Source organism: Kineosporia sp. NBRC 101731 (assembly GCF_030269305.1).
GTDB lineage: Bacteria > Actinomycetota > Actinomycetes > Actinomycetales > Kineosporiaceae > Kineosporia.
Genome location: NZ_BSTC01000025.1, coordinates 22,135 through 36,271, shown reverse-complemented (window position 1 = coordinate 36,271; position 14,137 = coordinate 22,135). Strand labels below are relative to the sequence as shown.

14 protein-coding genes are annotated in these 14,137 nt (G+C 68.0%); 10 read left to right on the top strand and 4 right to left on the bottom strand.

The features are described 5' to 3' along the window. Window positions 1-108: 108 nt before the first annotated feature. From QSK05_RS35005 to QSK05_RS34980, 6 genes are all read left to right on the top strand, one after another. Complete coding sequence (locus QSK05_RS35005) at window positions 109-837, top strand: amino acid ABC transporter ATP-binding protein (protein WP_285601728.1); 729 nt, start codon at window positions 109-111, stop codon at window positions 835-837. Window positions 838-929: 92 nt separating this feature from the next. Then, entirely contained in the window at window positions 930-1,865 is a 936-nt protein-coding gene (locus QSK05_RS35000) for a glutamate ABC transporter substrate-binding protein (RefSeq protein WP_285601711.1), read from the top strand. A 3-nt stretch (window positions 1,866-1,868) separates the two neighbouring features. Further along, the gene (locus QSK05_RS34995) at window positions 1,869-2,516 is read left to right on the top strand and encodes an amino acid ABC transporter permease (RefSeq protein WP_285601710.1); all 648 of its coding nucleotides are present in this window, start codon (window positions 1,869-1,871) and stop codon (window positions 2,514-2,516) included. After that, complete coding sequence (locus QSK05_RS34990; RefSeq protein ID WP_285601709.1) at window positions 2,513-3,439, top strand: amino acid ABC transporter permease; 927 nt, start codon at window positions 2,513-2,515, stop codon at window positions 3,437-3,439. The genes QSK05_RS34995 and QSK05_RS34990 overlap by 4 nt, the downstream gene beginning before the upstream one ends. 34 nt (window positions 3,440-3,473) lie before the next feature. Next, complete coding sequence (locus QSK05_RS34985; RefSeq protein WP_285601708.1) at window positions 3,474-4,220, top strand: class II glutamine amidotransferase; 747 nt, start codon at window positions 3,474-3,476, stop codon at window positions 4,218-4,220. Window positions 4,221-4,499: 279 nt separating this feature from the next. Continuing rightward, on the top strand, window positions 4,500-5,195 hold the full coding sequence (locus QSK05_RS34980) for a helix-turn-helix transcriptional regulator (protein ID WP_285601707.1): 696 nt from the start codon (window positions 4,500-4,502) through the stop codon (window positions 5,193-5,195). A 58-nt stretch (window positions 5,196-5,253) separates the two neighbouring features. Here QSK05_RS34980 and QSK05_RS34975 read toward each other — a convergent pair whose 3' ends face one another. Then, on the bottom strand, window positions 5,254-6,102 hold the full coding sequence (locus QSK05_RS34975; protein ID WP_285601706.1) for a discoidin domain-containing protein: 849 nt from the start codon (window positions 6,100-6,102) through the stop codon (window positions 5,254-5,256). Window positions 6,103-7,307: 1,205 nt separating this feature from the next. Here QSK05_RS34975 and QSK05_RS34970 point away from each other — a divergent pair. After that, a complete protein-coding gene (locus QSK05_RS34970; protein WP_285601705.1) occupies window positions 7,308-8,123 on the top strand; it encodes a phosphotransferase in 816 nt (271 codons plus the stop codon). A 50-nt stretch (window positions 8,124-8,173) separates the two neighbouring features. On the opposite strand, the gene QSK05_RS34965 is transcribed toward QSK05_RS34970, so the two are convergent. Then, a complete protein-coding gene (locus tag QSK05_RS34965; protein ID WP_285601704.1) occupies window positions 8,174-8,680 on the bottom strand; it encodes a mycothiol transferase in 507 nt (168 codons plus the stop codon). Between the two features lie 206 nt (window positions 8,681-8,886). On the opposite strand from QSK05_RS34965, the gene QSK05_RS34960 reads away from it, so the two are divergent. Genes QSK05_RS34960 through QSK05_RS34950 form a run of 3 tightly spaced genes read left to right on the top strand, consistent with a single transcriptional unit; the run spans window position 8,887 to window position 12,200 of the window. Then, complete coding sequence (locus QSK05_RS34960) at window positions 8,887-9,735, top strand: nitrilase-related carbon-nitrogen hydrolase (protein WP_285601703.1); 849 nt, start codon at window positions 8,887-8,889, stop codon at window positions 9,733-9,735. A gap of 2 nt (window positions 9,736-9,737) precedes the next feature. Then, window positions 9,738-11,159, top strand: coding sequence for a dihydropyrimidinase (gene hydA / locus QSK05_RS34955; RefSeq protein ID WP_285601702.1), 1,422 nt, complete (start codon window positions 9,738-9,740; stop codon window positions 11,157-11,159). A 12-nt stretch (window positions 11,160-11,171) separates the two neighbouring features. Further along, window positions 11,172-12,200 carry a TIGR03842 family LLM class F420-dependent oxidoreductase gene (locus QSK05_RS34950; protein WP_285601701.1) on the top strand — a complete coding sequence of 343 codons (1,029 nt, stop codon included), beginning with the start codon at window positions 11,172-11,174 and terminating at the stop codon, window positions 12,198-12,200. Window positions 12,201-12,262: 62 nt separating this feature from the next. Here the strand turns inward: QSK05_RS34950 and QSK05_RS34945 are convergent, their stop codons facing one another. Both QSK05_RS34945 and QSK05_RS34940 read right to left on the bottom strand, forming a co-directional pair. After that, window positions 12,263-13,075, bottom strand: coding sequence for an SGNH/GDSL hydrolase family protein (locus QSK05_RS34945; RefSeq protein ID WP_285601700.1), 813 nt, complete (start codon window positions 13,073-13,075; stop codon window positions 12,263-12,265). A 134-nt stretch (window positions 13,076-13,209) separates the two neighbouring features. Further along, window positions 13,210-14,064, bottom strand: coding sequence for a DMT family transporter (locus QSK05_RS34940; RefSeq protein ID WP_285601699.1), 855 nt, complete (start codon window positions 14,062-14,064; stop codon window positions 13,210-13,212). Between the last annotated feature and the right edge of the window lie 73 nt (window positions 14,065-14,137).

Genomic DNA, 14,137 nt, shown 5'->3' with positions numbered 1-14,137 from the left:
GCATCGCCCACCCCGTTCCCTCCGGAGGTCACCGTGTTCGGCAGGAATCAGGTCCAGAACCAGCCGGACGTAACGGTCGCGGACACCAGCGGTGCGAACTCGGACTCACTGATCCGGATTCGTAACCTTAATAAGCACTTCGGTTCTTTCCAGTGCCTTTTCGACATCAATCTGGATGTGGCACTGGGCGAAGTGGTGGTGGTGATCGGCCCCTCCGGGTCGGGCAAGTCCACGCTCTGCCGATGCATCAACCGGCTGGAGACCATCAGTTCCGGGGTGATCGAGGTCGCCGGTAAGCCGGTACCGGCCGAGGGACGCGAGCTGGCCCAGCTGCGGGCCCAGGCCGGCATGGTGTTCCAGTCGTTCAACCTGTTCTCGCACCTGACCATCCTGCAGAACGTGGCCCTGGCCCCGATCAAGGTGCGCGGGCTGTCCAAAGACCGGGCCCACGCCCTGGCCAGGGAGTTGCTCGGCCGGGTCGGGATGGCCGATCACGCCCACAAACACCCTGGTCAGCTCTCCGGGGGCCAGCAGCAGCGAGTGGCCATCGCCCGGGCCCTGGCGATGGAGCCCAAGGTGCTGCTCTGCGACGAGCCGACCTCGGCGCTCGACCCGGAGATGATCCAGGAGGTGCTCGACGTCCTCACCGGCCTGGCCGCCGAGGGGATGACGATGCTCGTGGTCACCCACGAGATGGGTTTCGCCCGCAAGGCGGCCGACCGGGTGGTGTTCATGGACGGCGGGCGCGTTCTCGACGTCGCACCGCCCGAGCAGTTCTTCACCAACCCGCGTAACGACCGGGCCGCGGACTTTCTCGCCAAGGTGCTCACCCACTGAGCAGCTCTCGTCCGGCGGCGCACCGACGCGCTGATGTATCTGGATTAATTCGCTATGCCTTCTCCCCCAACACCCTTCACCTGGAGATTCCGATGACGAGCATCATTCGCCGCACCGGCACCGTCGCAGCCGCCGGCGCCGTCCTGGCCCTCGCCGCCGCCTGCTCCGGCGGTTCCTCCGACACCGGCGCCGTCCCCGGTGGCGGCGCCCAGGCCACCTCGAACGCCGACAGCGACGCCATCGCCGCGCTGATCGAGGCCCAGCAGCCGGCCACCGACCTTCCGGCGGGCTCGACCGCCGCCAAGATCAAGGAGAAGGGCGAGCTCACCGTCGGCGGTGTGCAGACCTCGGCCCTGTTCTCCCTGCTGAACCCGACCACCGGCAAGGTGGAGGGCTTCGACGCCGCGATGTCACAGCTGCTGGCCGACTACATCATCGGCGAGCCGAACACCAAGCTGGTCAACGTGACCTCGCAGACGCGTGAGGCGCTGATCCAGAACGGCTCGGTGGACGTAGTTTTCGCCACCTACACGATCACCCCGGAGCGTGCCGAGAAGATCTCCTTCGCCGGCCCGTACTACCAGGACGGTCTCGGTATCGAGGTGAAGAAGGGCACCACGGGCATCAACACCCTGGCCGATCTGAACGGCAAGACCGTGGTCACGCAGTCGGCCTCGACCGCACCGAACAAGATCACTGAAGCCGCGCCGGAGGCGAAGATCCAGCTGTTCGAGACCAACACCGAGGCACTGCAGGCACTGCAGCAGGGCCGGGCCGACGCCTACGTGATCGACCAGTCCATCCTGGCCGGAAACGCCGTGACCAACGACGATGTCGAGGTGATCGGCGGCAAGTTCACCGAAGACCCCTACGGTATCGGCCTGGCCAAGGACGACGCCGACTTCAAGAAGTTCGTGAACACCTGGCTGCAGGCGAAGATCGACGACGGCACCTGGGCCAAGGTGTGGCAGGCCACGGTCGGCACCGAGGTGCCGGGCGACGTCCCGACCCCGCCCACGATCGGCTGATCCGTGGACGTCATCGCCGACAACCTCGATGTCTTCGGTCAGGGTCTGCTGATCTCGATCCAGATCAGCGTCTCCACGTTCGTCCTGGCGGGGGTCCTGGGCCTGCTGCTCACGGTGTGCCGGATCAGTCCGGTGCTGCCGCTGCGCCTGGCCGCCACCGTCTACGTGGAACTGGTGCGGAGCATCCCCCTGCTCGTCCTGCTCATCCTGTTCGTCTTCGGCCTGCCGGAGATCGGCCTGATCGGGCCGCTGCTGGGGACCGCGGTAGTGGCGATGAGTCTCTACTGGGCAACATTTTTCAGTGAAACCATGAGATCCGGGGTCCGGGCCGTCGCGAAGGGGCAGATCGAGGCGGCCCGGGCTCTGGGGTTCACCTTCGGCCAGGTACTGCGGCTGGTGGTGCTCCCCCAGGCCCTGCGCACCATCATCCAGCCGCTGGCCTCGCTGCTCATCGCGATCATCCTGAACTCCTCGCTCGCCGCGGCGGTCGGGGTGACGCAGGAACTCACCGGGCAGACCCAGCTGCTGGACCAGCGATACGCCCAGCCCCTGGTCACGTTCGGTGCGGCCGCGGTCTGTTACGTGGCCATGGCCTTCATCATCGGCCGGTCCGCCGGTTACCTGGACAGGCGATTGGCGGTGCAGCGATGAGCTCGACCACGCAGCAGCAGGCCCGGGGCGGGGTCGGCGACCCGGAGATCGGCCTGACCCCGGTCACGGTGACGTCCCCGGCCGGCCTGCGGGCCCGGTTGGCGGCCATCGGGGCCCAGGACGCCGCCCTGTTCGACGTCCCGGGACCTCGCGGCCGGCAACGCATCCGGATCGCCACGGTGATCTCGATCATCGTGCTGATGGCGATGTTCGCCGCCGGTGTGCGACAGTTCGCCGTCAACGGCCAGCTGGAATGGTCGAAATGGCAACTTTTCACCCAGTGGCCAGTGATCCGATACCTTCTCAACGCGCTGTGGGCCACCCTCCAGGTCACGCTGATCAGCGGCGCGATCGCCCTGCCGCTGGGGGCCCTGCTGGCCCTGGCCCGGTTGTCGCGCAGCCGGCTGCTGAGCAAGCCCGCCACGCTGTACGTCGAGATCTTGCGGGCCGTTCCGCTGCTGCTGCTGATCTACGCCCTCCTGCTCGGCCTGCCCAGCACCGGCATCCGGATCCCGCTGTTCTGGCAGCTGATCATCCCGATCGTGCTGACCAACGCCGCCGTGCTGGCCGAGATCTTCCGCGCCGCGGTGAAAGCCCTTCCGAGGGGTCAGACCGAGGCCGCCTACGCCCTCGGCCTGGGCTACTGGCCGACGATGCGCCTGGTGGTGCTGCCCCAGGCCATCCGTCTCGCCGCGCCCGCCCTGATCAGCCAGATCATCCGCCTGCTCAAGGACAGCACCCTGGGCTACGTCGTGAGCTATCTCGAACTTCTCTACTCGGCAAGAGTTCTCGGAGAGTTCAACCACACCGTGATCCAGAGCTTCGTGGTCGTCGCAGCCGTCTTCATCGTCGCAAACCTCACCCTGGCCGCTGTCGCCGGCCAGGTCGAGCGCCGCATCGGTGGCGCCGGCGGCCGAGCCTGATCCGCCCTTCCCTGACTTCTGGAGTGTGAACACCGTGTGCCGTCTTCTGGGCGTAGTCGCCCGAAAATCCGCCCCCATCGCCGAACTGCTGGCCGAAGACCTGGACCCTTTCCTGCAACTCGCCTGTGAGCACAAGGACGGGTGGGGGATCGCCTTCCGGGACGAGCTCGGCGCGGTCAGCATCGTCAAGGGCACCGACCGGGCGGACGACAGCGATCTGCTGCGCGGCCTGCTGAAGAGCTGCGTGACCGACATGGCCGTCCTGCACATCCGGATGGCAAGCCCCCATCTCGCAGTGTCGATGGACAACACGCACCCGTTCGGTGACGCCCGGGCGGCCTTCGCCCACAACGGCGAGATCCGGCCGGTCACCAGCCTCGACGCACTGATCTCCCCCGGCCTCCTGGCCACGGCCGTCGGCACCACGGACAGCGAGCGATACTTCCTCGCCATCCGTGAGCAGATGGACCAGGGATCACCGCCCGAGCAGGCGATCACCCGTACGGCGCAGTCGATTCGCGAGCGGGCCGAGATGGTCGTCAGCCTGAACTGCATGATGCTCACCCCGGACGGGCTCTTCACCTATGCGGAGCACGATCCTCACTCCGAGGTGATCGGCCGTCGCGGTCCGGGCTATTTCGGCCTGAGTTACCGTCAGGAAGAACACAAGACGGTCGTCGCGTCCGAGGGCTGGCCGCAGCCCCGGCCGCAGTGGCGCGGGCTCCCCGCGAGCCACGCGGCCCGGTTCACCACCGCGGACCTCCAGCCCCGGATTCACTGACCGCTCTCGTCCGGTCACCGGATACGCACGTGCATTCCCGCTTTTCGACAGGGCCCCTTTATCAGAACTCCCGATCTAAAGGAGCCTTAACATTCCATTCATGTCCTTGAGTGCCAAAATCGCGGTATACATTGACACCGCCTACCGTTCACCAGCGTCGCTCGAACATCCGGGCCCACACCGGTAAGTCTCGACCGGAGGATGGGGCCGGGCACCCCACGACGCGGCCCGGTGGGTGGCCGACCAGAGAAGCACCATACGGAGGGGACGGTTTCGACTATGAGCGTCGGCCCGCAAAGCGCCCGCACCTGGCCCGGCTCCAGCCGTCCGGCCGTGGTGACAGAACGGCAGCTACAACGGATCAAGATCGCGGTCGAGGCCGTGGACGTGTTCAGCCGGGCCGGGGTCGCCGGACTGATCGGCCCCAGCCCCGACATCCAGCTGCTGCCGACCCCCCAGCTCCCCCAGGCCGACGTCGTGGTGATCGTGGCCCCCCGCCTCAGTGGCCGGGCCCTGCGGCGCCTGCGGGGCCTGCGTGAGGTCTGCTCGGCCCCGTTCGTCCTCATCCTCGACAATCTCGGTGACGGCGACTGGCTGGCCGCCGCCGAGGTCGGGGTCGCCGGGGCGATGTGGCGCTCCGAGGTCACCCCCGACCAGTTCACCGAACTGATCCGGACCGTGATGAGCGGTGGCAGTCAGTTGCCGCCCGAGGTCCAGGGTCAGTTGCTGAAAGACGTCGCCCACCTGCAGGAGACCGTGCTCGGCCCGCGCGGCCTGACCGCCTCCGGGCTGGAGACCCGCGAGGTGGACGTGCTGCGGCTGATCGCCGAGGGCCTCGACACCGCCGAGATCGCCGACCGGATGAAGTATTCCGAGCGCACCGTGAAGAACATCCTCTACGCGATGATGACCCGGCTGAACCTGCGCAACCGTTCGCACGCGGTCGCTTACGCCATGCGTTCGGGCATCATTTAGAGCACTCATGATGGACGACGTGGTAGCCGCGGTGGATCACCGCGGCTACCGCTGTGTTTCAGGAGGAATGGGCCCGTAGCTCCGACAGCTGCGCGGCACTCCAGCCGCTGTTCGCGGTGAAGGTCAGCCTCAGGTAGCGCACCCGGGCCTGCGTGAATGACGTCGATACCGCGTTCTGCGACGACGAATTCGCGTCGAAGGAGTAACCCGCGGCTCCCTTGAGCTGTGACCAGGACGAGCCGGTGCGGCTGCCGCTGATCGCGATCGTCTGGGTGCGGCTGTTCCAGTCCGAGACCTGGGGCAGGGCGAGCTGTAGCCGGCCGACGGTCTGCAGAGAACCCAGATCCACCGTGACCGTCTGCGGGAAACCGGCTTCGGCCTCCCAGTAGGTACTCACATCGCCGTCGGTGATATTGCTCGCGACGTAGTCCTGGATGTGCCCGCCGGTCTGCACCGACTTCGACGCGGCCAGGTTCACCGAAGGGTCCGCCACCTTCACCGTGGACGCGCTCGATGCCTTCGTGGTGCTGCTCGCCGCGGTCGCCTTCTTCGTGGTGGTGCCCGAACGCCCGGTGGAGGCGGCCCGCTGGGTGGGCGCGGTGGTCTTCTCGCCCGAGGCCGCCCGGCGGGTGGGCTTCTTCGTCGGCTCCGGGGTCTTCCGGGCGGTGGACGAGGCGGCCGCCGATGCCGACGGGGCGGCCGTCCCGCTCGCCGAAGCGGTGGCGCTCGGGGTCAGCGGATCGGAGGCCAGGGACGCGTTCCCACCGGAGCCGTCCTGCTGGTTCAGCGACTGCACGGTCGCGATCCCACCCACGATCACGCCCGCCACGATGGCAACCGTGCCGGCGATCACGGCAACGCCCCGCGGCCCTCGCAGAGGCATCCGCGCCGCGGGCCCCCGGCTCACCACCGAGCCGCTCCACGAGGCGACATCGCGCCGCTCCTCATCGTCCGGCCCCTCATCGCCCGGCCCGTCATCGCCCGGCCTCTCACCGCCGGCCCCCAGAGTCCCGGCCTTCCGGGACTCCGCCCGTGGAACCGGGCCGGACGAAGGAGCCCTCGACGAGGCCCGATCCCCCGAACCCGATGTGCCCGGTGCCTCCGCCGAAGGATCCGACGTCCTCGAAAAACGCTCCGCCGAGACCTGAACCACCGAGCCCGAGCCACGCACCCCGGAGACCGGCGCCGGATCCGGTGCCGCCGGAGCGCGCGCCCCTGAACCCTGCGCCCCTGAACCCTGCGCGCCGGAGCCCGGAATCACCGAATCCCGCGCCCCGAAACCCCGTCTCCCCAGAACTGGCGCCGCCGGCCCCTGCCCACCGGAACCATCGACCGCCGAACCCCACCCGGCCTGTCCCTGCGAGTCCCGCGGGCCCGAACCAGGCACCGCCGCACCCGAAATCTCCGAATCCCGTGCCCCAGAACCTCGTCCCCCCGGATCGTGCTCACCTGAGCCACGACCGGCCGAGTCGTTCGCTCCCGAATCCGGCGTCTGCGAACCCGGCGTCTGCGTGCCCGGGATCTGCGTGCCCGGGATCTGCGTGCCCGGGATCTGCGTGCCCGGAGCCGACCGCTCCCACACCGTCCTGGGCTGTGGGCCCCGCCCTGGTGGGCCCAGCAGCGGCCTGGCCTGGGGGCGGCGCGGGTTCACCGGCCCGGTCTGGCCCGGCCGGATCCAGCCCGGGCGATCCGGCAGCCCCGTCTGAGCCGACGGCCCCGTCCCGTCCGGCTGAGTGATCCGGCCCGGCTGCCCCGAGTGACCCGGCCGATCCGGTTGACCCGGCCGATCCGGTTGACCTGACCGATCCAGCTGACCTGACCGATCCGGTTGACTTACCTGATCCGGTTTACTCGGCTGGTCCGGCTGTGTCCGGCCCGTCTTCCGGGCCTGCGCACGCCGGGCCTCCGCACGGGTACGCGGCGCCGGCTCAGTGCTGTCCACAACCGCTGCCTCTCACATCTGCTCTCACGGCCATCCGGCACACGCCCGACGCCATCGACTCGCGGTGCAACGCGCAAAGAGGGGATTACCCTCGAAAGGCGACTTTACCGCGTCCTCTGCGACCCGAAAATTACCGTTTGCCAACGACCCGCAGGTGCGACGATGGCGCTGTGCACGACGAACGGATCGCTGCGGCCATCACCTGGGCGCACCAGGTGCTCGGCCCGGTGGAACTGCAGGTGATAAAGCTGCGGCCGTGGGCCGCGACCTGGCGCGTCGAAAGACCGCAGGCCCCGGATCTGTACCTCAAATGTTCCACCGCGCAGACCGGCCACGAGGCCACGGTGCTGCAGACGCTCACGGAGGTCGTCCCCGATCTGGTGCCGGAACTCGTCGCCGCCGACCCGGCCGCCCACCGACTCGTCGTGGCCTCGGCCGGCACCGTGCTCCGCGACCTGAAGAAGATCGACACGTTCGACCTCACCGCCTGGGTACCCCCGGTCGAGAGCTTCGCCCGGTTGCAGCGCCGGGTCGCCCCCCCCCACGCCGACAAGCTTCTGACGCAGGGGGTCCCGGACGAACGACCCCACCGGTACCCGCAGATGCTGCGGGATTTCAGCACCGCGGGGCAGCTTCCGGCGGCGATGCGCGACCGCCTGGCAACCCTCGCCGACCGGTGGGAGACCCGGGAACCCCGGTGGTGGCGGGCGTCCAGCATTCCGGTCTCGATCCAGCACGGCGACCTGCACGACGGCAACGTGGCGGTGGACGCCGAGGGCCGCGCCCGGTTCTTCGACTTCGGCGACTCCACCGTGGCCCACCCGTTCACCACGATGGATCTGCCCCTGCTGTTCGCCCGCCGGGTCGGCCTGGCACCTGTGCTGAGGGCCCACAACTGGCTACGGGCCCTCACCCCGGACGAACCGGGCGGCACCGGATCAAGCAGCAGCACCTCAGGCAGCACCGCAGGCAGCACCGTGCGGTGAGACCAGGTCGCCGCGGACGGGTGGGGTCGGCCGATCGAGCACTGGCTGACTCAGCTCGGCAGCAGTCCACGCACGTAGGCGGCCTGCCCGACGTGCTGGGCGTCGTCGTCGATGACGCTGACGATCCGCACGCCGAGGGTGACGGGCGGGTCCCAGGCCTCGTCCACGATCTTGTCCAGATCGGTCTCGCTCAGCCCGGAGAGGTACTCGACCGTGCGGGCGTGGGCGGCGTTGTAGTAGTCCACGAGCAACTGCGGGTCGTCGACCCGCACCTTGGCCACGTCGTCGCCCGACATGCCGTACCCGTGGGCCTTCGCGTCGAACGTCAACGCGAACCGCCCGAACCAGCCCTGCGACGTCCACACCTGCTCGGTGCCCGCGACGTCGGCGATCTGGGCGTCCTGGACCCGGGCCAGGTGCCACAGCAGCCAGGCGATGGAGTTGCCCGTGCCGCCGGGCCGGTAGGACAGCTGATCGGCGTTCAGCCCTGCCGCCGCCGCGGCCACGTTCTCCTTGATGCGCTCCAGTGAATCGTTCAGCAGGTCGAAGGTGTTCATCCACCGAACCTATGCCTGACTCCGTGACCATGACCACTCGATGACATCGATGTTTCTCCCAGATAAATCAGTGTTCGAATCGATTTCATTGACCGGACGACGCAGAACATCTGTTAGACCGGTACCCACGCGAGTCAGGAGAATTCCCCGATCGGCGGGGCCCCTCCCATATCGGGAGACCTGGCTTCCTCGGCAGAAAGGACGTCATGACCGTCATCCGAGCCGCGATCACCCAGACCACCTGGACCGGCGACAAAGAATCGATGATCAAGCGGCACGAGGACTTCGCTCGCGCCGCCGCGTCGCAGGGCGCCCAGGTCATCTGCTTCCAGGAACTTTTCTACGGTCCTTATTTCGGTATCACCCAGGACAAGAAGTACTACGAGTTCGCCGAACCGGCCGACGGCCCGGTGGTGCAGCGTTTCCAGGCGCTGGCCAAGGAACTGTCCATGGTCATGATCCTCCCGATCTACGAGGAGGAGATGCCGGGCGTGTACTACAACACCGCGGTGGTGGTCGACTCCGACGGCTCAGTGGTGGGCAAGTACCGCAAGAACCACATCCCGCACCTGGACAAGTTCTGGGAGAAGTTCTACTTCCGTCCGGGCAACCTGGGCTGGCCGGTGTTCGAGACGTCGGTCGGCAAGGTCGGCGTGACGATCTGCTACGACCGGCACTTCCCCGAGGGCTGGCGCATGCTCGGCCTGGCCGGGGCGCAGATCGTGTTCAACCCCAACGCCTCCAAGCCCGGCCTGTCGAACCGGCTCTGGGAGCTGGAGCAGACCGGTGCCGCCGCCGCGAACGGCTACTACGTGCTGGTGCCGAACCGGGTCGGCAGCGAGGACAACGAGTTCGGTGACGAGGCCGTGAACTTCTACGGCACCTCGTACGTCGCCGACCCGCAGGGCAACTACGTCGGCGAGGTCGGTTCCGGCAGCGAGGAGCAGTTGCTCGTGCGGGATCTCGACCTGGACCGGATTCGCCAGGTGCGCGACGACTGGCAGTTCTACCGCGACCGTCGTCCCGACGCCTACGGCCTGATCGTGGAGCCGTGATCATGACGAAAACACTGATCAAGAACGGCACCGTGGTCTCGGCGACCGGCCGGGCCCAGGCCGACGTGCTGATCGACGGCGACACCGTCGCCGCCGTGCTGCAGCCCGGCTCGACCCTGCTCGGCTTCGAGATCGAGCGCAACGTGGACCGGGTGATCGACGCGGCGGGCAAGTACGTCATCCCCGGTGGCGTCGACGCCCACACCCACATGGAGATGCCGTTCGGCGGCACCCAGGCGAGCGACACGTTCGAGACCGGTACCCGGGCCGCGGCCTGGGGCGGCACCACCAGCATCGTCGACTTCGTGGTGCAGTACCCCGAGCAGGACGTGCTCAGCCAGCACCAGGTGTGGCAGGAGAAGGCGGCCGGGAACTGCGCCATCGACTACGGCTTCCACCAGATCCTCTCCGACGTCCAGGACTCCAGCCTCAAGGCGATGGACGAGCTGATCGACGAGGGCGTCACGAGCTTCAAGCTCTTCATGGCCTACAAGGGCGTCTTCCTCAGTGACGACGGCCAGATCCTGCGGGCCTTCCAGAAGGGCGCCGAGAACGGCGCCATGATGATGATGCACGCCGAGAACGGCGCGATGATCGACGTTCTCGTGCAGCAGGCGATCGAGGCCGGCAACACCTCCCCGTATTACCACGGGCTCACCCGCCCCTGGCAGGCCGAGGAGGAAGCCACCCACCGGGCGATCATGATCGCCGACCTCACCGGCGCCCCGCTCTACGTGGTGCACGTCAGCGCCAAGCAGGCGGTCGAGCAGATCGCCGCCGCCCGCGACCGCGGCCTGAACGTGTTCGGCGAGACCTGCCCGCAGTATCTCTACCTGTCGCTCGAGGAACAGCTCGGGGCAACGGGTTTCGAAGGTGCCAAGTGGGTCTGCTCGACACCGCTGCGCTCCCGCGCCGAGGGTCACCAGGACCACATGTGGCAGAGCCTGCGCACCAACGACATCCAGATGGTCTCCACCGACCACTGTCCCTTCTGCATGAAAGACCAGAAGGAGATGGGGGTCGGCGACTTCTCGAAGATCCCCAACGGCATCGGCAGCGTCGAGCACCGGATGGACCTGATGTACCAGGGCGTCGTCAACGGGCAGATCAGCCTGGAGCGATGGGTGGAGATCACCTCCACCACCCCGGCCCGGATGTTCGGGCTCTACGGGCGCAAGGGCGTGATCCAGCCGGGCGCCGACGCCGACGTCGTGATCTACGACCCGAACGGCCACACGTCCATCGGCCTGGACAAGACCCACCACATGAACATGGACTACTCGGCCTGGGAGGGTTTCGAGATCGACGGTCACGTCGACACCGTGATCAGCCGAGGCGAGGTCATCGTGGACGACGAGAAGTACCTCGGCCGGGCCGGCCACGGCCGCTACCTCAAGCGCGGCCTGAGCCAGTACCTGGCCTGAAAGGATCAGACCATGGATTTCGGTGTCGTCGTACAGATCAATCCGCCTGCCACCCGCGTGGTCTCGCTCGCCCGGCTGGCCGAGGACCACGGCTTCGACTACTTCTGGACCTACGACTCGCACGTGCTGTGGCTCGAACCGTACGTGGTTCACTCGCAGATCCTGAGTCAGACGGCGCAGATCAAGGTCGGCCCGATGGTGACGAACCCGGCCACCCGGGACGCGACCGTCACCGCATCCACCTTCGCCACGCTGAACTCGATGTTCGGCAACCGGACGATCTGCGGGATCGGCCGGGGTGACTCGGCGGTGCGGGTCACCAACGGTAAACCGACCACGCTCAAGCAGATGCGCGAGGCCACCCACGTCATCCGCGAGCTGGCCAACTCCCGATCGGTCGAGATCGAAGGATCGACCATTCGCTTTCCCTGGAGCCGCAATTCACAGCTCGACGTCTGGGTGGCCGCCTACGGACCGCTCGCCCTGAAGGCGGCCGGTGAGGTCGGCGACGGGTTCATCCTGCAGTGCGCCGACGTGGACATCGCCACCTGGATGATCTCCACCGTCCGTAAGGCCGCGGCGGACGCCGGGCGCGATCCCGACAGCCTGTCGTTCTGCGTGGCCGGCCCGATGTATGTCACCGACGGCACCGACGCGTCCTACCGGCACGCCCTCGACCAGTGCCGCTGGTTCGGCGGCATGGTGGGTAACCACGTGGCCGACATCGTCGCCAAGTACGGCACCGACGGCGACATTCCGAAGGCACTCACCGATTACATCGCCGGCCGCACCGGTTACGACTACAACTCCCACGGCCGGGCCGGTAACGACCACGTCGACTTCGTCCCGGACGAGATCGTCGACCGGTTCTGCCTGATCGGCACGCCCGAGCAGCACATCGCCAAACTGGAGCAGCTGAAGGCCGCCGGGGCCACCCAGTTCGCCGGTTACCTCGACCACGACAACAAGGAAGAGACCCTGCGTCTGTACGGCGAGAGCATCATCCCTGCCGTGCGGGACCAGGTCGTGGCCAAGATCTGAGTGGGAGCCGCGCCGTCGTCCAGAGCCGGGGCGACGGCGCGCACCCAACAGGCTTCTGGAGGTCAGCCGATGGCTGACTCCAGGGCGTCCGCGTAGGCGGCGTGGCCCGTGGCCGTCGGGTGGAACCACTCGACCTGTGCCTGCACGTTCGTGCCGATGATCCACGGGTCGGCCGAGCAGGCCGCGTGACCCACGAAGTCGGGGCGGACGTCTACCAGCTTCACCCGGGCCCGGTGGGCCGCCGTCGAGACCGCGGCGTCGAGAGCGGTGATCTGGTCGGCGATCAGGCCCCGCCGGTAGACACTCGGGCTGATGACCCCGCAGCTACCCGTGCCCTGGTCGATGAGCTGCGGGTAGTTCAGCACCACGATGCGCGCCCGCGGGGCCAGAAGCCGCACCTGCCGGTACAGCTTCTCGAGGTCCCCGACCAGCACGGTGCTCGAATACTCGGCGCCGGCCGCGGTCGCGGCCTCGCAGTCGGCGTCCGTTCCCTGCAGGCAGGCCTGCAGCGAGCGGGAGAAGCCCTTGTTGTCGTTGCCGCCGATCGTCAGCGTGACCAGCCGCGTCTTCCGGCTGAGCGCGCTCAGCTGCTCGGCCCAGACATCGTCGGTGGTGGCGCCGCTGCACGTGACGTCGGTCAGGGTGAAGCGAGCGTGGTCCGCGGCCCAGGTGTGCGAGTAGTTCACCGGGCTGCGCAGGCAGTCACCGCTGGCCGGATCGTACGGCGGGGCACCCACCCCGGCCGCGTACGAGTCGCCGAGCGCCACGTATTCGAGACTCCGCCCGGTACCGGCCTGCGCCGGCCCCGCCTGAATTGCCGCCACACCGAGCACCGCGACCACCGCGGCCAACACCGATGCCATTTTCCTGCGCATGATGACCCCCCTTGGGTACTGGAACGCACCCATGGTGCACACGTCGGTGCCAAGAAGGGGCCAAATCCGGAAAAAGAAGCACTTTCGCCCCTCCCGCATCGACCGGCGGCCCCGTGATGCCGTGGGGGAAGACGTCAGCTGACGAGAGGTTCTCCGTCGTCCACCGGGGTGGCGCCGATCCCCTCGAACCGCACGAGGACGGCGGCGGCGACCGCGGTGAGCACGAAACCGGAGATCGCGACCGGCCAGAAGCCGTCTCGTACCTGGTCGCCGAGGAACACCACGCCGGCCACGGTGGGAGCCACGGTCTGCGTGCTGATCATGGCCGTGGTCGCCGCGGTGACCGAACCTCGCTGCAGGGCAAGGGAGTACAGGATGAAAGCAAGGACGCCGGCAATCACCAGGGTGTAGGTCGAGGCCGAGGTGACCAGGTCGCCGATCACGAAGTCGGGCAGCAGGCGGGAGGCGATCGCGACCACGGCGTAGCCCAGGCCCGAGACCAGCCCGAGCACGGCCGCGGCGAAGGAGCCGTGGAACCGGATCGCGAAGAGTGCCACCACCACCATCCCGAACAGCACGGTGAAAAGCGACCCGGTGAGGGCCGAGGTGGCCCGGGTGGTGCCGGTGTCACCGGCGGCCGAGGAGAGCAGCACGAGACCGGCAATGACGGCGGCGATGGCCGCCCACTCCAGACGGCTGAGCGGGTCGTGGAAGTAGCGCACGGCCAGGAGCGCGGTGACCACCAGGCTGACCGCGATACCGGCCTGGGCCACGAACAGCGGCACGTGGCGCACCGCGATCAGATGGAACACATAGCCACACATCATCAGGGCGATGGCGGCCAGCAGCATCCGGCGACGCAGGAGGTTGATGACGGTGCGCGGGGTCAGACCCCCTTCGGGGATCTCCCGGGCGGCAATCGCCTGAAGAATCGCGGCCACCCCATACATGAGGGCAGCGACGAGGGCCGAACCGAGTCCGAGGAGCACACCAGCATTGTCCCAGGTCAGTCTGGGCGTCGGTGGGGAGGTAGCTGTGCGGGCGCGCCCTGATCGCCGCCGG